This window comes from Dictyobacter sp. Z7_2, assembly GCF_057551105.1.
Genome location: NZ_BAAJPE010000002.1, coordinates 4570382 through 4593770 on the forward strand (window position 1 = coordinate 4570382; position 23389 = coordinate 4593770).

The window sequence follows — 23389 nt, forward strand, 5'->3', positions numbered from 1 at the left end:
ATTAAATGTCGTTGTGCCAGGGAGGAATAGTGACTATTTGTCCATTTGGTTGATAGAGTTCAATGCGCTGTTGCGTGATGAGAAATTGCAGGGCGAGATAGACCTCTTTCGTACTCATGCCTGTATCGTTACTGAGCTGAGCGATGGTGCTTTGACCATTGATGGCTGCGAACAGACGGCGAGCTTTCTTATCAGAGATGACATCCTTTTTGTTGGCGAACGGATTATCTGAAAGGAGGAGATCAGCATTTTGTTTGCGATGCGGGATGAGTTGCTCCAATGTTGGCAGCGTTGGTACGATCTCCGGCTGCGGAGGAAATGGCGTGAATGGGTCGGCTGATCGCGGCGTGGGCGTAAATTGTGCGTTGATGGGCGGTGGGGCAGGCGTAAATTGATTCGATACAGCCGGTGCGGGTGTGAATTGCGCTCCTGCCGCTGGATTGTAGGGATTTACTCTGGGCGATTGGAGTAAGCCACGACGTTCTGCAATCGCGGTAGCTTGATCCAGCAGCGAACTGATGGTGATGGCGACGTCAGGCTGGGGATGCTGTTGCATAAAGAGCAATGTTGTCATCGCCAGAGGGACAGCTTGTCCTTGATTGAAAAGCATATTTTCTGGAGCAGCAATGAGAGCATTTCTACTGATAAAGCAAGCGCCGCAATAATAGAGCCCGTAGCGTTTGAGTAATAATGCTTGATACGATGGAAATATGGTTTCTACTGCCTGCGGCTGATACGATCGCCTTTCACTCATGACGCGCTGAGCTAAAGATGTCATGAGCTCATTGATCACTAATTGCTCCGGTATTGTCGTATCCAGACGTACAATCGTCCTCAAGTGTGCGGAGAGCCGCCCCGATTGATTAAGTTGATTCGTCCAGCATTGGATGAGTTGGATATTGAAGCGTCGTGCGAGCGTATAAGCCAACCACTGAAACAACTCATCGATATGGTGCATCGTTGCGGTTGCCTGGAAAAGCTGATTCAAAAAAGCTTTTTGCTGTCTTCCCATATCATTTGCTAGAGAGTTGCCATCTGTCTCATCTGGGTTCATCGAGAAACACCTCTTTGTTTTAATCGTGCTTATGCTACTTGATCTTTCATGCCCCTTCCAAGGTAATGGCGTCAAGGTTTCTGAACACGTAGCGCATTATATATTGAATAATGAAGCGATAGTAAGTAAGGCCTCTGATGCAAAAATATGTAGGCAGTAAATGCGCCAGTATACACACTAAAAGTAGGATACAGTACTAAGCTACCAAGTATTTGCAACCATGTCAAATGAAATAGTACTAAATAGCCTGTAAGTGAATTTTTATGCAATTTGTGAGCCACATAATTCTTCATGACTATACTAAAGATCGTGAAACTTACAAATGAATAACGGGAGACAAATTTTTCTATTGATGACTTTTTTCTCTGCCGGGGGATGTGATGTATTTATCCGGCTGTGCTTAAAAAACGTGTGATATTGACCCTGAATGCTACTAGCCTGACAGGCCTATACTGGCTCATACTTTGAGTACATCTATCTGGATGTGCATATTTTTTGCCATCATGTATCGCCGGTTGGCACATGATGTTTGTCCACAATCTATACGGAGAGAAATAAGGAGAGGGGCTAATAATACAATCAAACACTGTTTCTCTAGATACCTATCAGGAGCCTGTCGCGCTCAGGCGTAACAAGAACTTTTTGATCCTGGTTGGTGGACAAGGCATTTCGTTGACCGGAACTCAAATTACGCAGGTGACCTTGCCTTTACTCCTGCTGGCTTTGACAAATTCGCCTGCCATTGCCGGTCTGATCTCCGGGCTTGGTTCGCTCTCGTTACTGTTTTTCTGCCTTCCGGCGGGGGCTCTGGTGGATCGCTGGAATCGCAAAAAAGTCATGATCGTTTGTGACACGCTCAACGCGCTGGGGCTGACGAGCCTTGTGGTCGCCTTATTTTTTAATCGACTTACCTTGATCCATGTAGCTCTTATCGCCTTTACTAATGAATCATTGGGTATCTTCTTTAGCCTGGCGAATACATCGCTGTTGCCGAATGCCGTTGAGCGCACGCAGATTCCTCGGGCGCTGAGTGCTAATGAGATAATCGTTTCGCTTGCTAACACAATTGGCCCGGCTCTTGGCCCGTTCTTGTTTGGAGTGAGGGGAGCTTTTCCTTTTCTCGTCGATGCCTTTTCTACCATAATTTCAGTGCTCTCCCTTTTTTTTGTCCATACGAAGACGCAGCCTGAGAGCACGGTGGCACGTGGAGCTTTATTGATCGAGATGAGAGAGGGGATCTACTGGCTCTGGCGTCATAAGCTGATGCGCTTCCTGGCGCTGCTCACACTGGGATTGATTGCGCCCGGTTCAGGCTACCTACTCATTATCGATGTCATGGCTCAAAGACTGCATGCGGATACAACTGCGCTGGGACTGATTCTTGCTGGAGGAGGACTCGGCAGTATCATCGGATCGCTTATTGCAGGCCCGTTATATCGACGCTTAGGCTTGACGCGTCTGATCATAGGATCTGTCCTGATCTGGGCATCCACCTGGCTTTTGTATACTTTTGCCACTAATTCACTGATGTTAGGCATTGTTAACGTTGTCGGTTTTATCATCGTGCCTATCTATATGGTTCTCCAGATGAGTGTGCGCACGACATTGACCCCTGATCATTTACGCGGTCGTATCAATGCTATCTTTCGCATGATCTCCTTTGGAGGTCAGCCGATTGGCCTGGCACTGATTGGGATTTCTCTCCAATATCTGGGACCGATCATCACTGTTGTAATGCTATTTGCTTTACAATTCTCTATGGGAGTAAGTCTGCTTTTTCGCATTAAGTTTTTGAGTCAGTTGGAAGTAAGTATGACCATGTAGCCCAACAGGCCTATCTTCTCACTTATTTGGGAGGGCTACATTGATAGACGTGTATAATTTCTTATATTGTCATTATGTATTACCTATATCACGGCAAACAAGGAGGTAGTACACGCGTTCCCTGGGATGCAAGCATGCTAGCGAATGTGTGTCATCTGAGCTATGAAGGCAATTCAAAATAGCCAGAGTAAACGCCTATCCCATTGGCGTATGGCTCATATCGGCTTTTTCTTAGTCTGTCTCAGTTTGATTCTTGCGCTCTTCCTGAGTCCATTCTCTCCCCTGCGCGCAGCAGCGGCGCCAGCCTGGAGTGGCGACTCGGTCTCGTATCAGACAGGAGATGTGGTCTCCTATGAGGGGAAGGACTATATATGTCTCCAGGCGCACACCTCTAACGCTGCCTGGGACCCGGCGGATACGGTGGTGCTCTGGGGACTGCAAGATGATACCTCGGACTCGAGCACGTCTTCACAGGGAGGCTCTACTCCAGCCTGGAGTGGAAACTTCATCTCCTATAAAGTAGGAGATGTGGTGACCTATAAAGGAAGCAGCTATAAATGCCTCCAGGCGCACACCTCCGAGTCCACCTGGGACCCGGCGGATACGGCAGCGCTCTGGACTCTGCAAGCGGGCGATACGCTGACCACTGCTGCATCCCCAACTGACACTGCTACCGCGGAGGATACTCCAACGCCAACGCCGACGCCAGATAGTGATACGCCACCAGTGAATGTAGCTACGAATGATACGCCGACGCCGACGCCGACGCCAACTGCGACTCCAACCTCGACGTCGACATCCGTGAGCACCTCGACTGATGGGCCGATAACGGTTTCGGTGACCTTTTATACCGATGAAGGTTTTATGGCAGATGGTCAGCAGGCTCATCTGGGTGCGTGCGCAGTCTGGTCTGTCCAGTTTCCATTGGGAACGAAGATCGAGCTCTATGATCCCGGCGATCTCAATCATGCTGTCTATACATGTACTGCCGAGGATACTGGGACTCATATCTGTGTCAACGATATCGATGTTGCCATGCCGGGCCAGATCACGGAAGCCATCCAGCTTGGTGTCAAATCGATGGTGCTTAAAGTTGTGGGCTTTGATCAAACGGTGGCCGACGAAGCCGTTGCCAATCATCCGAGCAGCCAGGGCTGTGAGCTAGGGATAACACACTGATCATGTTGATCGGGATGATCCTTCTTTGCACTCTTGCTGGCGTTTGTGTCGAGAGTTATCATGGAACGTCCATACCTCCGTGTGGACGTTCCATTTGTTATCTCTTGAATATTTAGGCGTTTGGATAGTATCAGGGGGAAGATATACATATGTACACCTATCAAGGAAAGACAGCATTAGTAACAGGTGCCTCGTCAGGTATCGGGAAAGTTATGGCGTCTGCATTGGCGTCTCGGGGCATGAATCTCATACTGGTTGCACGCTCTGAGGAGGCGCTCAATCAGATTGCTCAGGAGCTTGCGCAGTTGCATTCTGTGCGTACCGAAGTGATTGTTGCCGATTTAAGTCAGTCAGCAGCCATTGCAGAGATCCGGAACGTCGTGCACGAGCGCGAACTGGTGGTTGATCTACTGGTAAATAATGCCGGTTTTGGTACCTATGGTCATTTTGACACGCTTGATATCCAGCGCGATCATGATGAGGTTATGGTCAACGTCACAGCGGTTGTCGACCTCTCCCATGCATTTCTGCCTGCCATGGTTGCTCGTGGCGAAGGAGCTATCATCAATATCTCCTCCATTGCCGCCTTTCAACCATCTCCATATATGGTTGTTTATGCCGCGAGCAAGGCATTTGTGCTTTCGTTCAGTGCCGCACTCTGGGCAGAATACCGCCAGCGTGGTATCCGCGTGGTAGCAATCTGTCCCGGGCCAGTCGAGACCCAATTTTTCCATGTCGTCGGCTCTAAAAAAATGGAGACCGGCCAGAAAGTTTCGCCCCAGGTGATTATCGCCAGAGGATTAAGAGCGTTGGAGCATGGAAAGAGTCACGTCGTTCCGGGTAGCGGGAATGTCATCCTCTCGATCGTAGCCCGCCTGTTGCCGCTTGGATTCTCCACACGCATGCTTGAACGCATGATTCGCGCGTAGCTGTAGCTCATAGGCGTGTATATGACGCTACTGTTGGCCTTTCCCGGCGTCGTCGGTAGCCGTCGCTATCTGGACAATTTGTTGTGCCAGTTGCATCATTGCTGTACGTAGCTCTTCAGGCTGATGAATGATAAAGGGAATATTGAGACCTATCAGGTAACGTGCCATGGCGATGAGGTCGTTATGATGTGTTTGGAATAGTGCACCTGTATCCGTTTTTGTCAGGGTGCCGGTGGTCGAAGGAATTCGTTGTTGTACTGTATAGAGTTCAGTTTGAAATTCGACTTCGATCGACCAGGTAGCGGGGATGCTGGTTAGATGCTTGATCACATAATCCAGACAATCGAAGTCGGCGGGACGTGTGAACGTTGCGGAGAGGTCTTGTACGCGACTGATGCGATCGAGTCGAAAGGTGCGTAGTCCCCGGCGCAGGCAGCAATAGCCGACTACGTACCAGTGTCCGCGCCAACCAGTGACGCCATAGGGTTCAATTTGTCGCAGCGTTGCTTGATTATGATATGAAGTGTAGGTGATCTCGACCCGATGTTGCTCCTGCGTTGCTTCATGAATCTTGACCAGGAGCGACACATCTGGTTTGACTCGATCCGGCAGAGGTGAGATCAGCGTGTGTTCAGAGAGTGATTGCAAGCGTTCGCGCCCTTGTAAGGGGAGGATACGATAGACTTTGGCCAGTGCACCCTCAACGGCCATCCCGGAGAGATCGATCCCCAACCAGGGAGCACCTAACAAGCTCAGTACAATTGTTGTCGCCTCCTCCTCCGTAAACAGCAAAGGTGGTAATTTGAAGCCCTGTCGCAGGCGATATCCGCCACCGGGACCCTTCATCCCCTCGATTGGCATGCCTAACTCCTGAAGCATCATCACGTAACGACGCACCGTGCGAGGCTCGACCTCCAGGCGGCGTGCCAGCTCATCGCCGCTCAGATGAGCATGCGTTTGTAGTAATTCCAGGATCGTTAGCAGCCGTGTCGTTGGATGATACATCAAAATCTCCTGCAGCCAAAAGACTCGCTCAATGTAGGACATATCTTAACCTATACATCCGTTATACTGCAAGAGATACCAGTGATAAAGCAATCAGATGAGAACTATCAAGGAGATCAACATGAAACTTTTTTCTTTCCGCCTACTTGTTGGAGATTTTTCTGCCTCGCTTCGCTTCTGGCGCGACGTCATGAAGCTCAAGCTGACATTTAGCGACGATGAGATAGGCTATGCTTACTTTGAGACTGGCGGTTCTGGATTGGAACTCTTTGATCGTCAAAAATCGGCCGACGCCCTGGCGGAAGCCGATCCGGCGCCAGCCTCGGTGGCTCGCTCGCTGATTATCACCTTCAGCGTCGACGACGTTGATGCCAGCTATGCCGAGCTCGTGGCCCTTGGAGTCCCCTCCATCGCCGTCCCGCAGGATCGGCCCGTCTGGAGGGCTCGCACGGCCCATCTTGCCGATCCTGATGGTTACATCATCGAAATTTACACCTCCTTGAGCGATGACGCCGTCCCGACAGCCTGAATCTCCAGCCAAGAAGTGTTAAGACGAGCTGGGGGCAGCCTCACTCAACTTCTCTCCTCGCGAGGTCATATCCTCGCGAGGACGAGCTGGCAGAACAGGCTTCTCCCGGTCGCGCAAAAAGAGCGAGATGGCTACCGCAAAGGCCACGATTTTGGAGAGTATGTTCATTGCTATTGGAAAAGGCGTGGAGGGATAGGCAAAGCCAGTCAGTGCCCAGATGGTGAAGACAAAGAACATCCCGGCTAACAGGAAGAAGGTGGTCTTCGAGAGCTTCATGGCCGGGGAAAGGGTAAGCAAGGCGAAGCTGAGGATTTCTATGAGATAAAGCGGGAAAAAGAACAGGAGCGTGTATAGGATTGGCGGCGATGGCGGAAATGTCCGCCACATTACGATGAGATCGAAGGGCAGCTCAAAGATCAGCGGCGCGGCGATGGTGCCAACGATGGCGCTGCCAATGGCAGCTCTGGCTCCACTTGTGCGCGTCAGGTACAGGATGACACAAAAGGTCATGATGGCCGTCATCAGAGTGACAGGGGTAATAGGATTGGTGGACGTAAAATGTATCCCCTGTTGTACGTCAGCCATTGCGTAAAGCGAGATAGCTGTCAGAAAGGTCAGAACAGCTAAGACCAAACTGCTTATGAGCAGCGTGGCGAGAAATCTCCCTGGTCGGCTCCCAGGCTGCCCTTGTCGAAAACGCATACCACCATATATTAAAATGATCGTGGCGAGGAGTAACATCCCCGCCAGTATAAAGGAGTTACTCCCCGCATAGGAGCTCCAGTTCACATCATGTGTCATTGCAATCTCCTTCTGTGGTTTATTGCGCCGTATCTTCCTCCTCCCCTTGCTCGCTATCGGCGGCCAGTGGCCGACCTCGGCGCGGCAAGGGAGCAGCATTCTTAGGCATCCTGCCTGCATCGATAAGAGCTTGTCGTAGCAGCAGCTCGATCTGTGCGTTGAGGCTGCGGAACTCGTCCGCAGCCCATCCGCTCAGCGCGTCATGCACGGCTGGATCGAGGCGAAGCAGGATAGGTTTGCGTTCTCTACTCATGGATAAAGGGTTCCCGCATTGATAACTGGCGAGGCTGGTTGGTCTCCGCAAAGCACTACCATCAAGTTACTAACCATGCTGGCGGTGCGCTCCTCGTCGAGTTCCACAACTCCTGTCTGGGTCAGCCGGCTGAGGGCCATCTCCACCATGCCCACCGCACCCTCGACGATCAGTGACCGTGCGGCAACCACGGCGTTAGCTTGCTGGCGACGCAGCATCGCCTGGGCGATTTCGGGGGCATAAGCGAGGTGGCTGATTCGAACTTCCACTATCTCGATGCCCGCTATAGCTACGCGCTCGGCGACCTCTCTGGCAAGTTGGTCAGCGACGGCGTCGGTTGAGCCGCGCAGTGAGGTTCCTCCTCCCTGGGTATCCTCATAAGGATGACCCATGGCGACATGACGAAGTCCCGCTTCTGACTGGATCGACACGAAGTCGGGGTAGTCGTCTACCCCGTAGACGGCCCTGGCCGTATCGGCGACCTGCCAGACCACAATGGCGGCGATCTCGACCGGATTACCGTCGGCATCGTTGACCTTGAGACGATTGGTCTCGAAGTTGCGCACCCGGATGCTCACGACGCGGCGGGCCGTCAACGGATAGACACACCAGAATCCTGGCCGGCGGACCGTGCCCACATAGGTTCCGAAAAATTGCACGACCCGGCTCTGGCCAGGCGGAACGATAACAATCGAGCTCGTGACCAGGACGAAGGCGATGATGGGCAGGCTGATCACCCAACCCTCCGCCTGCGCCTGAATGGCGGCATAAACTGCTGCCGCCAGCGCGAACAAGGCAAGTACTCCCAACCAACCGGTAATTGTGGCTGCCTGCCGCTGCTGGATCTCTACCCTCGCCCCTTGACGGCCGACCGGCTCGATCATCGAGGTGGGGTGCTCCTGCTCACTCATAAGTGACCTCCCAGAAAAGTGATATCAAATTGATATCTATATGATATCGAATTTTCTGGGAAAATGCAAGAGGAGTGTCGAGCGAAGCGAGGACACCGTAGCGTCGCACGCTTGCGTGCGACGCTACTCGACCTTTTGGTGCAAAAAATGAAGTGCATTTCTGGCCTGGGAAACAGTGGAAATTTATCATATTATGTGTATAATATAGTAGATACGCTTATAGATGTGTAGACGGCGCTGTAAAATATCAGGGAAGATGATGCGTACTGCAAAAGATTTTTTATTGCGAGTTGTGGCTGTATTCCGTCATTCTATAATGGCTGTGCGGATCCGCTCGATAAGGAGCGTGCTACGTTCCCTCTGGCGCGATCGTCGACGATTGGCCGCATTTGGGACAGCCTTGATTCTCTTATGTATCTCGTTGGTAGCGCTCTACTTACAGTATCAGGGCACGCAGGCCAGTAGAGAGACATCTCGTCGTGTCGAGACGGGTATGTTTCCGCAAAAGACGCCGAAACTTACAGTGACGCCTGGGATCTTCCCGACTGGCACGCCTGGATATCCGCTCACACCTGCCTCTGGAACAGCCACACCATCATTTTCTGTGCCACCATCTGGTGTCCTGCCCTCAAACAACAACAATAACATTTACCCCACCATTGTAGTGACGCCGACGATCGCCGCAAACCCTCCTCCATCGAACAAGAGCGCCGGGACGAATGCGGGAACGGCGACACCCAGGTCGCTTGCGCCGAAGTCGACCGCAACTCCGCGGCCAACCCGAACATCTGAGCCGACCGTAGGACCAACCATTCAACCGACGTCAACTACTCCTATAAATCCGACGATCATTGTGACAGATGTGCCAGATCCGACGCCAACCAGTGAACCAGAACCAACGATCACGCCGTCGCCGATTGTTGGAGTGCCGACGTTGACCCGGCTTGAGCGGGTGACGAGTAATGCTTATGGCGTAGATGGCAATTATGTGCCGAATAGCTGGGGTGTGCAGAAGAACAGACTCATCCGTACATCCAATGGAGATATCTTCACGGTCTATATCTCCGCTGGGGTGGGTGCGAACAATCGTGAGTGGCATTTGATGCGCCGGGATCAGCAGGGAGTCTGGCAGGAAATGGCTAGCGGCAATGCTGGTGAGGAGGAGATTAATATTCTGTTGGGACCACACGATCAGATTAATTTGTTTGTGTGGCCGGGAGCCCAGGGGATTCTGGAGCATATTGTCTCGACCGATGAGGGGAAGACCTTTCAGACAGAACGTGTGCCGGGTCAGTGGCTCGTGGATCAGGGATATAGTGGCAGCACCATCGATCCTGCAGGCAACATGATCATCTTTCAGTCGGGAGCGGATAAGCCGGGGAGTTTTCTCTGGTCATATTACTCTGTGCGGACGCGGCAGTGGACGTTTCATAAGACGACCTTTGATTATCGCTATACCTATGCCTTTTTCTTTTTGATGCCCCATCCTGGTCCAACCGACGAACTGACGATAACCGCTATGCGCGATGTGTTGCGTCAGGAGTTGGGATATCCTCCGGCGCCGAGTGGAGATTTTGACTATATCTTTAATGCTATCGAATACTTTCATCTGGCGGATATCTCGCAGCCAACCTTTCAACAACTTCAGGTGGCCGAAGTTGAGCCACAGAGCAATAGCGATGCCGATGTGACCTACATTCTTGATAGCTATGTTGATAGTTATGGTCGCACGCATATTATCTATAATGACCTTTATGATGGCACTCATCACGTTATCCTTGTAAATGGCAAGGTGATCAAGAATGTTCTGATGAACGTCTCTTCGCCATTGAAGGTCAGGATCACTCAGGATGCTGCTGGCCATTTTTATGTCATCACCATGAGTAGTGATGGGAAATCACTCAACGTCTATCCTGGTGTGGCTGGTGACACCGATGGCACTCAGTTGGATACGGCTGTGCATCTTGATATCTCCGCCTTGCCTGGCTGTAACGATTACGATTTTTGTCACGAGCCGACCTTTACTATTCCGCGAGCTGGCAATGCGACCTCGGATATCATCGATGGTGTCTACGGTAACTATGACAAAGAAATCTATTTTCAGATCAATCTGCATGGGTAGGTTCAAGCTACGTTTGAGCCTCATATCTGCACGATCGATCAACATTTTTTCGCATCTTTCCTACGAGGAGGGGTGGATCGTTGCGCGATTGTGCAAAGATCGAAATACTTATATAAAATGTGTAATCTTCATCGTTCTGATCTCTACTTATTAAATACTAAAAATGCAAATCGAATTGCGCAGTAGCAAATCGAATTGTATCTTTCTTCTGTAGATAAATACTTTGCCTTCTACCCACGATTGGCGGACGAGACGAATTTGCTTTATTGACAAACTTCTATCGCTGTGATACATTCTCACTGTTAGGTAACTTGTCCATAGTACCAGAAGCAGTGTTGCTTGCTGGTGGTGTCTTTTATAGCATCCTTGATAATTATCGCTCTACCATTCTGGCCTTGAACACATGTGTGGATTGGTTGTAAGCAAGAATTACAAAAAGTTGGATGAGGTAGGCTTTTCAATCTGAGGCGCTAGCATCGCTTAGAGTTTTTCTGAGCTTTGTATACGTGTTGGGTTGGATTGTCTTACACACGAAAGGCTTTTTTTTGTATTCTTTATTACACAAAAGGTCGAGCATTCTTGATATAGTGTCAGTTCGCAACGCGTTTTATTATTCATTATCGTATGATCTCTCATGCGTATTTCTTTGAGTATGTTCCGCTGTGAATCGATCTGTAAAGGATCGAGCTGAGGCTCAGAAATTCCTGTCGAGAGTGTTTAGCGACTGCCTATTTGTCTAGTTCTCGGAATTATGGCTTTCTTACAGCTATAATCTGCTTGTGTGGTTCTTGCGCGAGAGTGGTAAATATAACTATCAGGATCTAGGAAGCGTTCGTTTGAGTGTTACTTTCTGTATAGATGAAACATACACGGTTTCAAAAAGAAAGTTTGCTTAAAGAAGGAAGGTTTCACGATGAAACTCTCAAAGGGTCAACGCAGCAGATGGGGCCTCATGGCAGGTCTAATTTTGTTCACACTTCTTCTCTCAGCCTGCGGTAGTTCAAACACTGGTAGTACCACTACTGGTACATCAACTGCAACTACATCTACTTCGAAAGGGGTTGGATGTAAAAAGGTTGGTATCTCCTTTCCTGAGACCAACACTTCATATCGTTGGGATAACCAGGACAAGCCTTTGCTTGAAGCCGATCTGAAGAGCACATTGGGTTTGACTGACGACCAGATCATTTATAATAATGCGAATGGTAGTTCAGCCACACAGCAGACTCAGGCTGAGTCTGAGCTTACCAATGGCGCTTGCCTTCTCATCGTTGCTCCCAATGATGCCAGCGCAGCAGCGGCCATTGTAGCGAAAGCCAAAGCACAGAACGTCCCTGTTATCTCCTATGATCGTTTGATCGATAGCGCAGACGTCACAGCTTATGTCTCTTTCCAGGGACAGACAGTTGGCCAATTGCAGGGTCAGTACATCTCTGATCATTATGCCAGCTATGTTTCGGCTAACGGTAACAACAACATTGCAGTCATCAACGGCGCACAGACGGATAACAACGCTATCCTTTTCCGTGAAGGCCTGCACACTGTGTTGGATCCTCTGGTTACCTCGAAAAAGCTGACCAATGTCTACGAGCAGTACACCGACTGGACTGGTCCTACAGCGCAGAAAGACATTCAGGCTGCCCTGTCCAAAACAGGTAACAAGCTTGCTGTGGCCTATGTTGCCAATGACAACATGGCTGAGTCCGTTATCGCAGCTCTCAAAACTGTTCACCTGGACAAGAAAGTGCTCGTCACTGGTCAGGATGCAGCTCAGATTGCTATCACCAACATCCTTTCTGGTGAGCAGGCGATGACTGTTTACAAACCATACAAAAAAGAGGCTCAGGATACAGCTAACGTTGCCAAAGCTATCATTGCCGGTACGGCTGTAACATCGGTAGCTACTGTGACTTCACAGACTCCTACTGCCAAAGCCTCGATCCCATCCGTTCTGGAGACCCCTATTGCTGTGGATATCAAAAATGTCAGTTCCACCATCATTGCTGATAATTTCTACACCAAGGCTCAGGTCTGCACATCAGCTGTTCCAGCTGGTGCTGGCGGCGTTTGTTAATAGCGTGCCTGTAGAATAGTTTGGTGGGAGCAGCTATTATTGAGCCAGATATTCATCGTATGAAGAAGATCACGGCAAGCTAAGGTTGTTCCTTCCGGACAATGCAGAACACCGATCTCGGACCCGCGTATGAGCCCTGGTACCGTGTTCAACCAACATTGTACCAGGGCTCATTGTTTTGACAGGATGGAGTGGTGATAGCTGCATTGCCAAAGATTTTTTGCATCTATCATCGCCAAGCCATTCACGGATGGCTCCTTTTTTTCTGTTAGTAGAGGATGTTTACCTTCTTTTTACTCTAGTGAGAGGTCAATATGGCTGATAATGAGAAACTGCCAGAGAGCCAGAGCGAACAATCTGTTGCAGTGAATACGGGGCGTAAAGATCCGTTACTGCGAATGGTCGGCATTGGGAAGACCTTCGGTGCGGTACGCGCATTGTCCGGCGTCAACCTTGAGGTCTATCAAGGGGAAGTACTCGGCTTAGTTGGAGACAACGGTGCCGGTAAATCGACGTTGGTCAAAACCATTTCTGGCGTGGGACCAGCCGATGAAGGCGAAAGTTTTTTTGAGGGACGACCGGTCGTGATCAATAGTCCGCAGGCTGCGACAAGGCTGGGCATTGAGACTGTGTATCAGGATCTGGCTTTGTGTGATAATCTTGATGTTACTTCGAACCTCTTTCTTGGTCACGAGCTGCGCACACCATATAGAACACTCAATAGCACCGAGATGGAGAAGCGTGCACTGGCTGTTTTAAGAACACTGGATGTGAAGCTTCCCTCGGCCAGAGCCTTAGTGGCTATGCTCTCTGGTGGTCAACGTCAGTCCATCGCGGTTGCCAAAGCCATTCTGCGCCAGGCTAAAATCGTGATGCTCGACGAGCCCACTGCTGCCCTTGGTGTGGCGCAGACTCGTCAGGTACTGAATCTAATTAAACGTCTGCGTGATCAAGGTCTGGCTGTCGTAGTCATTTCGCATAATATGGCTGACGTCTTCGAGGTTGCTGATCGTGTCGTCGTGATGCGCCTGGGCAAAAATGTCGCGACCTTCAATGTGAAAGAGTCTACATCAGGACAAGTTGTGGCTGCGATTACAGGTGCCGAATACGGCAACGGCCAGGGAGCATATTCACAGACCAACGCTGCTATCGGAGGAAGTACAAATGAGTGACAAAATTATAGAGCAACATGGAGCTGACGCCAGTGCCGAAGATGTACAAGTAGCAGCGAGCGCAGTCGAAGTTCCCAGCTATCAGCCGAAACAATCGATTGGTCAATTGTTGCGTAATGACCTTGGGTTTTTACCTGTTCTGTTTACGCTGCTCCTGATTATCGTCCTGTTCGAAGCTCTTAACCCTATCTTTCTGCAAGGTGAAAACTTTACCAATCTTCTCTCGCAAAGTGCCTCCCTTGGTATTTATAGCTCTGGTATCGTGCTGGTGCTCCTGTTGGGTGAAATTGACCTCTCGGTCGCAGCCGTTGGAACACTTTGCGCTGTGGTGATGGCCATTTGTACCGAGCGCCTGCATTGGCCTGCGGCCCCGGCAATCCTTGTTGCCTTGCTACTGGGAGCGCTGGCGGGTTTCATCAATGGCTTCTTCGTCGCCATCCTGCGTATCCCATCCTTTATTGTGACGCTGGCCTTCTTTATTGTCTACTCGGGACTGCTACTCTTCCTGCTGGGAACGCAGACGACGCAGAGTATCGGCAATCCTTTCATCCTGGCGATTGCAGGCACAAGCGTGAGTTACTTTACAGACACGCTGGGTGTTGGTTTGCCAACCATTGCCGTCCTGCTGTATGTTGTCAGTCTGATCCTGGAGTATCGTCGCCGCAAAAGTGCCGGCTTGCGTACTATGTCCATGACGCGCCTGATTATTCAATCAGTGGTAGCGGTTGCCATCGTTGAAGGCATCGTGGGCGTGCTGGAGAATTATCAAGGCGTGCCATACTCGATGGGCTTGCTCTTTGGTATTCTCCTGATTTTATGGCTGGTGTTGACCCGTACAGCCCTCGGACGCCATATCTATTCCGTGGGTGGCAACGCCGAAGCTTCCCGCCGTGCTGGTATCAACGTGGTTGGGATCAGAATTCTGGTCTTTGTACTGTGTTCTATGATCGCAGCGATTGCGGCCATCGTGAATACATCGCTTCAGAACTCGGTTGCCAGCGCCATCCCCTCCATGCTCCAATTGGATATCATTGCCGCCGCCGTTATCGGTGGAGTCAGCCTCTTTGGCGGACGTGGTTCTATCTGGGCAGTGGTGCTAGGAATGCTCATCGTGCAATGTCTGGACAATGGTCTGGCACTGCTAAACCAGACCACCGATGTACAGCAGATGGTCGAGGGTCTCGTCTTGATCCTGGCTGTTACCTCTGATGCCCTGATCCGCCGTGCGCAGACACGTAGCCGCAGCGGTCGGTGACCTTAACGCTTGCCAGGGGAGACCGGAGCGTCTCCTGCTGGCGCAGCAGCAGCGCCTGACTTGTGAGAAAGATATCTTCACAGTGTCAGGCGCTTCTTTCTTTTTAGCCTGAATGGCTTCTTCGTATAGTCAAGGTTTCCTGCTATGCAAATGGCTGTAGGTAGTCGCGCTCGGCCTCCCACATCTCATCGAAGAGCGTACTGATCTCCGCTGGCGAGCAGACCGCCGCGCTGAGTGGATCAAGCAGAAGTGCCATGCGAGCTGCCTCCTTATTGCGTGTCAGCAAGGCATCGCACATCAGCGTATGGATCGCCATATGGCTTCGATTGAGCGCTGCCAGCTGTTCCGGCAGGGCACCGAAGTGACAGGGCTGGACGCCATTTTGATCGACCAGACAGGCGACCTCAACGCAGCCATCGGGCAGATTATCGATCAGACCGGTGTTGCGCACATTGCCATAGATCACTTTGGGACTTCGTGTGGTGATGGCTTCGATGATAAACGATCCATATTCATGACTACGCTGCAAAGGGATCTCACGCGTGCCGGCCAGCATCTCCTGAATCGAGGCATCATTTTTGGCACGCCATGCCGGCCAATTATTGGCATAGAAGCCTGTCTCGCCCAGATAGCCGTCGCGACAATAGCGCTCAATCAGCTCGGGACGCTTGCGGAAATAGGGGACATATTCCGAGAAGTGTCCACTGCTCTCCGTCACAAAGGCTCCGAAGTAGCGCATGAACTCGAAGCGGACAGGATCACGTTCGTAGAGCTCCGGTACCTGGATGCGCTCGCGCAGCCGTGGATACATATCCTGACCCTGATACGTCAGCTCGGTAAACCAGGCATTGTGATTAATCCCCGCGCAGCGCCAATGGAGTTCGTCGTAGGGAACATCCAGATAATCGGCCAGCTGCTTGGACGATCCCTGGACACTATGACATAATCCAACGGTCCGCATCTGAGTCCCCTTGAGTGCCGCCAGCGTCAGGATCGACATCGGATTGGTATAGTTGAGCACCCAGGCCTCCGGACAGAGCTGTTCCGCATCGTGCAAAATATCGAGCCACGCCGGACCAGTTCTGAGCGCCTTGAAGATGCCTCCCGGACCGATCGTATCGCCGATACATTGATTAATCCCATGTTGCATCGGCAGATCAAAATCGTGGCGCACATTCGCCATCCCCGCCACCTCAATCGAATTGATAATAAAATCGCTCCCCGCCAGGACATCGCGACGCTCAGTCGAAGCAAGCACGCGCCAATGTTTCTTCTCCTGAAGAGCAACCAGACGCTCCGCAATCTGACGCGCCAGATCCAGCCGCCTGGGATCGATATCCACCAGAGCAAACGTCCCCTCATCCAGACCCTCGACCTGGAGAATATCTGTCATCAACTGACGAGCGAAGACAGTGCTTCCCGCTCCCAAAAGCGTAATATATGGCATCCAATCAACCTCCTGACAACTACAGACAACATGTGGTCATCTTGCAAGTTAATGCATCGCTGCTTGGTATTGTCAAGTGCTGTTCAGTAGGAAGAAGACTCTTTCACTCGTGATGCAAACGCCCACTCACATAGCGTCAGGTCTTGGGCCTGACGCTACGTGAGTGAAAGGGACGCTTCGGCTTATAAGATGCGCAACGAGCATGGGCATCTTGTTGCTCATCCCTACCACGCTCCTCTTTTAGTCAATCGTTATGTATTTATGCTCAGGGCAAGCCAGCAGACGAGCACAAGTGTTTGAATATCGGTGGGCAGAGAGTGGAATATCTCCTGCACATCGATATTCCAGCGTGGATAGTCTTCGGGGAGTCGATCCCGATAGCGCCTGGCGTATCCCTGGCGCATCAGCCAGGAGCGGAGATTATCGCGTGCCTGGAGCAGCTCGAAGTCGGTCACGTGCGGCAAGATCTGTTCCCATTGTATCTTTTGCAGCTTGCCAAAGAGCCAGCGTAGCTGTGGGATAAATATCTGCACAAGATAATATTCGAGTGAAACCTGCTTCTGCACAAAGCGCTTCTCCAGACCCAGTCCCAGGGCGAGGATGCGCAGATTCAATAGTCGCTCATGATTATCATATACGCTGGAGATTTCATTATCCTTCTCAGTATCCTCGGTTGCCAGCTCAATCAGGAGACAGAGGAATGTGGGAAAATGAGCACGCCCAATCCGTTTACGTATCCGGCGTAATGCTTGCAGGTTGAGAGGTCCAGCCGCATAACGTTCGATGCTATCGAGAGCCTCTTCAGACGTGCTACCTTCCTGGAAGGTATGCGCTAACGTAGCGAACCATTGCATCCCCTGTGAGAGGCGTTGAGCCGCATCGTACATTTGTGGCCGAATAGTCTGCGTTGGCACGCGATAGCCGAGCAGCCACAGTTGCCAGGCCAGGTGGGAGAGGCGGCGCTCGTGCTGACGCAATGAGCAGAGCGTCAATAATTGTTCGCTCGTGCCAATTGGATAGAGCGCGTACGTTCCTCTTGCCTCCTTGCGTGGCTGCTGCTGTGGACGCGGTAGTAATCCTGCGCGATGCCAGCGCGCCAATTGAAGTCCCGTGATATTGTATCCTTGCTGTCGCGCCAGGACTAACAGATCTTCACTTTTCTCATATGCTGCATTGGTCTTCATGGATAAAGTATAGCAGAATTTATCCGTTTGATCAGCCTGACGTGAAAGCCGTCCAGAAGTGCAGAGTGGTTTATGCTACAGTGTGGGAAAAAGAGAAATGAGAGAATCATTGCTATGCACTTCCTTTATACACGTAATTCCTGGTCCTACAGTATTGATTATAGTTATGCGATCGACTTCTGTCTCTGGGCTTTGCAGGTTGACGGACTACAGGTGCCGCCATTTGATCAGCATAGCGCGGGTGATGGCTCATTACGCGCTGCCGGAATGACGGCCAATACCTGGCAAGCATGGTTTCTGCATGTGATGGATCAGCAAAGTGAACGAAAGCAAGCCCTACAAAAGCGATTACAGCAACAGAGAGAGGAACGGCAGCGTGCTCTTAATCCTTTCAACGTTCAGCAGGATCAGTTGTGGCAATATATAGTAGAGCCTGATCCTCCTTCAACCTGGAGCGGTAGTGAAGCGGTGGGAGAAAGGCTAGTCGAAATATGGGATCTGTATGGATCGGTCGCCAATCAGCGAAAAAAGCGAGAGGCTACATTTAGTCTCTCATTGAACAAAGCGGAGAGGAAATCTGGCAAATACCTGTATGACGAATTGCGTCCATATCATACACGCCTCCCACCGTTATTTATCTATCTCGCTGAATATGAGCGACCACTTGACTATCTGATGGCTCCGGCAATGCTCTTGATGACGGTGCAGGAAGGCCAGCCCGATCCGGAGGAGTTTCGCGAGCGCGTACTGACAGCCGTGGCGGAACTGAGCGCACGTCCGAGCCAGCGCAAGGGCAAACGCTCAGAGTATATCAGGATAGAAGATGCTGATAGTCCTTTTAATGCCGTGTATCGTCCCTATGAGCGCAAGCCAATTCCACCCATGCCTGTACGTCAGCCCGTTCCCCAACTTGAAGATCCTATCAGGCAGCTGATCGTGGATCAACTGGCTGATGAGACGAATCCATCCTACGAAATTGTAGACATGGCCACACTCCAATTCTTGCGCGAGAAGCAGAGACCGGGATGGAAACTCTATGAAGTCACTTTCCAGGAGATCGATGGAGAGTTTCATCGTAGCATTTTTATATTCCAGCAGAATGCAGAAGGTTCCTGGGATATTACTGTAGGAGGAGAAACCAGCGCCGATCCACAGCATCTGGTTAAAGCCGATGCACCCGTGCGTGACCATCCCCAGATTTTTCTCTCTGTGGGCTGGGTCGGTCAGCGTACGTTACGACATGCATGTGGTCATGTCATCGACAATGGCTTTCACGTTGCTCGTATGCGTCTGATCAACGATGCCGGACAGATCCTCGAAGATGCTGTTGAGGATGGCTATGTCTTTTTTGCCCCTGGACCGGGAGAGCAGATACAATTGCCCATGCAAGCCGAGCTCTATGATCAGCAGGGCCAACTCGTCTGGCGGCAGACCGTACCCGATATCGGCCAGGGTCGGCTCCCCTGGCAGAAGTGATCGCGTGTTTTGTCTTGGAAGGCCAGCAGAAAGCTGTCAAGCGAAGCGAAGACACAGGTTGCCCTATCCCAGGTAATTGTAGAGTATGCTATACTCATAATCTAGCGCGATGACATGCATAAATCCCTGTAGAGGCATATATGGGTGCAAAAAGGTGGAATGTAAAGATGCGTTATCAGCCAGAAGCCCCTGGAGTATGGGGCGAGATCGGTACAGAGCAGGCCGATCATTATAGTAGCGAATACGTGACGCTCAAAGACCAATGTAAGCTTTTCGTGCGCTCGTGGAAGCGTTCAGAAGGTGATGTCCTGCTCATCCTCCATGGCCTGGGTGGACACGGCGGATGGTATGTGGATATGGGTAATGAGTTGTTTGCGCGTGGCTTGAATGTCTACACGGTCGATCATCGAGGCTTTGGCAACTCGGGAGGCATCAAAGGTCATATCGATGCTTATCAACAATACGTCGCAGATATCGCCGAGCTGCTTGCCGAGTTGCGTCGGCGTCATCCAGATGCGAAGATTTATCTGCTGGGACACAGCATGGGAGGCATCTTCACCACCCATGTCGCCGCCACCTATGGACAGCTGCTTGGCGGCGTGATTTTTCTGAATCCCTGGATTCAAGATACTACCCGCATTTCACTGCTCACAACGGTGCGTATCTTTGTTGGAGGACTGCTCAAATCGCAGCGTCCCTGGCAAGTCGGCGGGGGACACGAGAATATGACAACGAATCCGGAAGCCGCCCGCATGCTCGATGCAGATCCCTACTGGGTTCGTGCCCAGACCGCAACCTTTCTCCTTCAGATCATGCGCATGCGTCTGGCGGTACTCAAGCTGGCTGCAAAGATCACCATCCCAGCACTCGTCCTGCAAGCGGCCAGCGACAAAGTCGTCGTCATCCCGGCAACCCGCACATTCTATGAGGCACTCGGCAGTGCCGATAAGACCATGCATAGCTATCCCGACTGGTATCACGACACCCAGTTTGAAGCCGACCGTACCGCCCTCGATGACGATATCGCCAGCTGGATACAGAAGGATCGCCGTACACCTGATGGTGAGATTCCTCAGAAAAGGGAAACGTCCCTCTGAAAAGAGCCGCGTCGCAATGTGGTGAGCCATCCGATCATCACCACCAGCAGGCAGAGCAGGGCGCCAATGAGCAAGGCGATGGGTGCTCCATAGAGGCTTGAGAGCCAGCCTATCAGCAGATATCCCAGTGGTAGGCTGCCATCGAAGAAGAGCATCTGCACACTCATGACGCGCCCGCGTAAGTGATTGGGCGTGACGGTCTGGAGTGTGATGAGCGACTGGGTGGCGAAGGCGTCCTCTAAAAATCCGATACCAGCGATCAGGAACAGGGAGAGGAGATAGATACGCGAGATGGCAAAGATTATTTCTACAATGCTGAAGAGGAGCATGTAACTGAAGAGGCTGCGGATCGTGGGCTTCTGATTGCTCCAGGCCAGCCAGAGCGTCGCGACCAATGCACCCGCGCCGCTGGCAGCCGAGAGAAAGCCAAAACCTGTCGCGCCTCCATGCAACACATCATCCGAGAGGAGAGGAAGCACAACATTAAAGTTTGATCCAAAGAGCAAAATCAGGCCGACCACAAAGATCACTAACAGCACGGTGGGAGTCTGCCAGACATAGACCACGCCTTCACGTAGACTCTGCCAGGTAGTTTGTCGTGCGCCGTCACGCATATGGGGAAGTGCCTGAGCATGGAGGGCCTGTACATCGATCATAGCCAATCCGATGAGTAGCGCCAGGAAGCTGAGCGCGTTCAGGAGAAAGAGCATGGGGATGCCGCTGATGGCTATGATGATACCTCCAAGACCTGGACCGACAATGCGTGCCAGGGTGGAGAGCGAGGAGTTCAAAGCGATCGCGTTTGGTAACGCTTCGTATCCTACCATCTCGACGATAAATGCTCTGCTGCTTGGAGTGTTTAAGCAGCGGGTGATGCCCAGCAGCGTTACCAGGAGGTAGAGATGCCAGAGCTGGATCGTCCCAGTGGCCACCAGCGTCCAGAGCAGGAGCGCCTGAATCATATTTGCTGTCTGGGTAAAGAGGAGGATACGTCGCCTGGGCCAACGATCGGCGAAGATCCCGCCGAAGACCGAGAAGAGCAGGATCGGGAGCGCCTGGAGAGCTCCTACCAGACCGATCTGCCAGGCACTATGTGTCAATGTTAGCACCAGCCAGACCTGTCCAATGCTTTGCATCCCCGAACCAATCAAAGAGATCAACTGACCAAACCAGAACAGGCGAAAATTGCGCTGACGTAATGACGTAAAGGTGCGCAGCAGCTCTTTCATAATTGCAATCCTCAATGTGACTATTTATAGATATCTCCGCAGAAGCCTGACACCTGAACGTCTTTTTTGTCTCAGCGCCAGCCAGGAAATGCCTTTACTTTGTGGTAAAAAGGCCCAGAGGAGAGTATATGGGAGCTGCAAGCAAAAAACACCGTCCCAAAGGACGATGTAAGTTATTGACAGGAGTGGTACAATTAAAATAAGAGTTGATACTTCTGCCTACGTTAGCTGCAAGCGCTATTCTACTATTTGTAAACATGCCTCCTCTCAAAAACTGTGCTGGACTTACATTGAAGCTGTGAAATGCACCATAAAATGTACTCCGATGGAGCTCTGGCACCTTTTTTTCATGCTCATCCGTATACTATATAAATACAGACAAATCGGAAGGAGAGTATCTATGTTTTGTGCAGCCTGTGGGAAGGGTGTGAAGGATGGAGCCCATTTCTGTGATAACTGCGGTGCTCCTCTACAAAATCCTGGAGCCGTGACGGATTATGAGCCCGGGGTACCTATGCGCCCATCACGTGGACGTTCATCTGGTGATCCCTACAAGGATCAGATCAGTCAATTACGCTTGCAGATCAAGCAGGTAAAGTTGAACTTGAAACAGGTCAACACTGGTATGTCCAAGACGCGTTCTCGCTATTATCAGACCGCCGCCTTTGTGCCGCGAGGTATCCTGGACGGTTGGCTGAGGCGCGGTTATAAGATGACTGAGGATATCCAATTGCTCGGACCTCAGCAGGAGAAGCAGCGCTTGCAGCAGGAAATTATCAACCTGGAACAGCAATTATTGGGGCTTCAGCAAGCGCAAGCAGAATGGAAAGCAGGACGGCGTTAAGCCGTCCTGTTTGATCGGGATAGGTGTCTTTACGGTGAGACCCTGGTGCTAAAAATTACCACTGGCACCACCACCGCCGCCACCGCCGCCACTGCCACTGCTACCACCACCGCTGTTGCCGCCGCCCCAACCGCCTCCGCCATAATATCTTCTTCTGTTGCTATACCCGTCCCCTGAATTGCCAGAGATCACCGAATAGCCAATACCGATGATCACTATCAGGCCAATGATAATAAATGGAAGTGCCTTTCCCACGCCACTCCAGAAGCGATTAGAGGAATCTTGTAATGTATTGAGCGCTGCTACCGTTGCTTTTGTGTAATCATCATTATTTTTATGCATCGTATCGCTAAAAGCAGTGATCGCCTTCGAGTAAAGATCACGATCGATTTTGACCTTCTTGCCTGAGTAGATTGCGACGTGTCTTGTGGCGGCATTGATACCAATCTCGACGCTTGAGGCTGGATCTCCCTCTCTGTATTGCGTGGTATAGCTACCGGAACCAACTTCTGAGTAGAGCTCACAGCCAACATCCTTTGCTGGATCACAGGACGTATCATACATATCGTAGGAAGAAGTAAGCCTTTCTATCTCATCATCGAAATCGTTGTCGCTGCCCTCGAACGTTCTCGTTGTAAATATGTCAACCGTGTAAGAGAATGAGGCCGTAGTCTGTTCCACCGTTGTAGTATTCAAGACATCCGCATGATCGGCGATCGTGCCCGTCTGCGCCAGACTCTGAGTGGGAAGTAAAAACCATGCCAGACTGGCGAGCATACAAGGTATCCAGATCCAGGACAAAGATAGCTTATCGCGATGAAATGCAGTCATAGTTTATATGATCCTCCTTGATTTATGATAGTATTTAGCTAGAAAGTGATGCGCTAACTTTCTATATAAGTAATAAACGAGCAAACGCCGATCTTTTCAAATCCTCACTTTGTATAACCCCTCTTCTGAAAACCATGCAGATGAATATTGATAGGCGAATTACTCGCAGGATA

The 23389-nt window shown here is 51.0% G+C and carries 20 protein-coding genes; 11 read left to right on the forward strand and 9 right to left on the reverse strand.

What is annotated here, in order from left to right:
* Position 1: 1 nt before the first annotated feature.
* A complete protein-coding gene (locus AC27N8_RS32535) occupies positions 2-1054 on the reverse strand; it encodes a hypothetical protein (protein WP_487073376.1) in 1053 nt (350 codons plus the stop codon).
* Between the two features lie 573 nt (positions 1055-1627).
* Between AC27N8_RS32535 and AC27N8_RS32540 the strand changes: the two genes are divergently transcribed.
* The 3 genes from AC27N8_RS32540 (at position 1628) to AC27N8_RS32550 (ending at position 4986) form a co-directional block, all read left to right on the forward strand.
* Positions 1628-2878 carry an MFS transporter gene (locus AC27N8_RS32540; RefSeq protein WP_487074794.1) on the forward strand — a complete coding sequence of 417 codons (1251 nt, stop codon included), beginning with the start codon at positions 1628-1630 and terminating at the stop codon, positions 2876-2878.
* Positions 2879-3040: 162 nt separating this feature from the next.
* Entirely contained in the window at positions 3041-4057 is a 1017-nt protein-coding gene (locus AC27N8_RS32545) for a carbohydrate-binding protein (protein ID WP_487073378.1), read from the forward strand.
* Positions 4058-4206: 149 nt separating this feature from the next.
* Positions 4207-4986 (forward strand): SDR family NAD(P)-dependent oxidoreductase, encoded by a 780-nt coding sequence (locus tag AC27N8_RS32550; RefSeq protein ID WP_487073380.1) that lies wholly within the window; start codon positions 4207-4209, stop codon positions 4984-4986.
* A gap of 27 nt (positions 4987-5013) precedes the next feature.
* Here AC27N8_RS32550 and AC27N8_RS32555 read toward each other — a convergent pair whose 3' ends face one another.
* Positions 5014-5991, reverse strand: a complete 978-nt coding sequence (locus tag AC27N8_RS32555; RefSeq protein ID WP_487073382.1) for a helix-turn-helix transcriptional regulator — start codon at positions 5989-5991, stop codon at positions 5014-5016.
* A gap of 121 nt (positions 5992-6112) precedes the next feature.
* On the opposite strand from AC27N8_RS32555, the gene AC27N8_RS32560 reads away from it, so the two are divergent.
* Positions 6113-6520: a VOC family protein gene (locus tag AC27N8_RS32560; protein ID WP_487073384.1), complete on the forward strand. Its 408-nt coding sequence runs from the start codon at positions 6113-6115 to the stop codon at positions 6518-6520.
* An 18-nt stretch (positions 6521-6538) separates the two neighbouring features.
* On the opposite strand, the gene AC27N8_RS32565 is transcribed toward AC27N8_RS32560, so the two are convergent.
* The 3 genes from AC27N8_RS32565 to AC27N8_RS32575 are packed head-to-tail and all read right to left on the reverse strand — an operon-like array spanning position 6539 to position 8485.
* On the reverse strand, positions 6539-7321 hold the full coding sequence (locus AC27N8_RS32565) for a hypothetical protein (protein ID WP_487073386.1): 783 nt from the start codon (positions 7319-7321) through the stop codon (positions 6539-6541).
* A gap of 19 nt (positions 7322-7340) precedes the next feature.
* Positions 7341-7574 carry a type II toxin-antitoxin system antitoxin gene (locus AC27N8_RS32570; protein ID WP_487073388.1) on the reverse strand — a complete coding sequence of 78 codons (234 nt, stop codon included), beginning with the start codon at positions 7572-7574 and terminating at the stop codon, positions 7341-7343.
* A complete protein-coding gene (locus tag AC27N8_RS32575) occupies positions 7571-8485 on the reverse strand; it encodes an SPFH domain-containing protein (RefSeq protein WP_487073390.1) in 915 nt (304 codons plus the stop codon). Before AC27N8_RS32575 ends, AC27N8_RS32570 begins: the two co-directional genes overlap by 4 nt.
* 346 nt (positions 8486-8831) lie before the next feature.
* Here AC27N8_RS32575 and AC27N8_RS32580 point away from each other — a divergent pair, with 346 nt between their 5' ends.
* From AC27N8_RS32580 to AC27N8_RS32595, 4 genes are all read left to right on the forward strand, one after another.
* A complete protein-coding gene (locus tag AC27N8_RS32580; protein WP_487073392.1) occupies positions 8832-10607 on the forward strand; it encodes a hypothetical protein in 1776 nt (591 codons plus the stop codon).
* 913 nt (positions 10608-11520) lie between these two features.
* On the forward strand, positions 11521-12681 hold the full coding sequence (locus AC27N8_RS32585) for a sugar ABC transporter substrate-binding protein (RefSeq protein WP_487073394.1): 1161 nt from the start codon (positions 11521-11523) through the stop codon (positions 12679-12681).
* A gap of 398 nt (positions 12682-13079) precedes the next feature.
* Positions 13080-13853 carry an ATP-binding cassette domain-containing protein gene (locus tag AC27N8_RS32590; protein WP_487074796.1) on the forward strand — a complete coding sequence of 258 codons (774 nt, stop codon included), beginning with the start codon at positions 13080-13082 and terminating at the stop codon, positions 13851-13853.
* Complete coding sequence (locus tag AC27N8_RS32595; protein ID WP_487073396.1) at positions 13846-15108, forward strand: sugar ABC transporter permease; 1263 nt, start codon at positions 13846-13848, stop codon at positions 15106-15108. The genes AC27N8_RS32590 and AC27N8_RS32595 overlap by 8 nt, the downstream gene beginning before the upstream one ends.
* Positions 15109-15250: 142 nt before the next feature.
* Here AC27N8_RS32595 and melA read toward each other — a convergent pair whose 3' ends face one another.
* Positions 15251-16555: an alpha-galactosidase gene (gene melA / locus AC27N8_RS32600; protein ID WP_487073398.1), complete on the reverse strand. Its 1305-nt coding sequence runs from the start codon at positions 16553-16555 to the stop codon at positions 15251-15253.
* Positions 16556-16806: 251 nt separating this feature from the next.
* Positions 16807-17739, reverse strand: coding sequence for a hypothetical protein (locus AC27N8_RS32605; RefSeq protein ID WP_487073400.1), 933 nt, complete (start codon positions 17737-17739; stop codon positions 16807-16809).
* Between the two features lie 114 nt (positions 17740-17853).
* Between AC27N8_RS32605 and AC27N8_RS32610 the strand changes: the two genes are divergently transcribed.
* Entirely contained in the window at positions 17854-19215 is a 1362-nt protein-coding gene (locus AC27N8_RS32610; protein WP_487073402.1) for a hypothetical protein, read from the forward strand.
* Between the two features lie 167 nt (positions 19216-19382).
* Positions 19383-20312, forward strand: a complete 930-nt coding sequence (locus tag AC27N8_RS32615) for a lysophospholipase (protein WP_487073404.1) — start codon at positions 19383-19385, stop codon at positions 20310-20312.
* Here the strand turns inward: AC27N8_RS32615 and AC27N8_RS32620 are convergent.
* Positions 20288-21541, reverse strand: a complete 1254-nt coding sequence (locus AC27N8_RS32620) for an MFS transporter (protein WP_487073406.1) — start codon at positions 21539-21541, stop codon at positions 20288-20290. The two genes, AC27N8_RS32615 and AC27N8_RS32620, sit on opposite strands and share 25 nt — an antisense overlap.
* Positions 21542-21941: 400 nt before the next feature.
* On the opposite strand from AC27N8_RS32620, the gene AC27N8_RS32625 reads away from it, so the two are divergent.
* Entirely contained in the window at positions 21942-22385 is a 444-nt protein-coding gene (locus AC27N8_RS32625) for a zinc ribbon domain-containing protein (RefSeq protein WP_487073408.1), read from the forward strand.
* Positions 22386-22433: 48 nt separating this feature from the next.
* Here the strand turns inward: AC27N8_RS32625 and AC27N8_RS32630 are convergent, their stop codons facing one another.
* Positions 22434-23216, reverse strand: a complete 783-nt coding sequence (locus AC27N8_RS32630; protein ID WP_487073410.1) for a hypothetical protein — start codon at positions 23214-23216, stop codon at positions 22434-22436.
* Between the last annotated feature and the right edge of the window lie 173 nt (positions 23217-23389).